Here is a 291-nt window from a genome sequence, read left to right on the forward strand (position 1 = left end):
GGCATTGCCGGGTCCACCCGGACGCCGCGGAAATCTCCCTGCCGGACCACCGACGCGAAAAGCCGCAGCTGGCCGGTGGTGCGGCCGCGCTCGCCGGTAATCCGGGCCTCGGGGAGTCCGGTTTCCGCCATCGCCCGCTCAATCAGCGCGGGACCGGCAGCTTCGATGTTGTCGGCAATGCGCTCCAGGAATGCGGCGTGTGTTTCCGGATCCAGGGTGCTGAAGGACGCGTACGCGTCCTCTGCCGCTGCAATGGCAGCAGCAAGCTGGTCGGTGTCGAGGAGGGAGTAT

Annotated in this window: 1 protein-coding gene; it reads right to left on the reverse strand. The window is 67.7% G+C overall.

Features of this window, described 5'->3' with window-relative positions; all coding sequences use genetic code 11:
• The coding region (locus SB717_RS35060) for an aldehyde dehydrogenase family protein (protein ID WP_410907505.1) at positions 1-291 on the reverse strand (291 nt) is incomplete at both ends.

This window comes from Priestia sp. SIMBA_032 (assembly GCF_046535215.1).
Lineage (GTDB): Bacteria > Bacillota > Bacilli > Bacillales > Bacillaceae_H > Priestia > Priestia aryabhattai.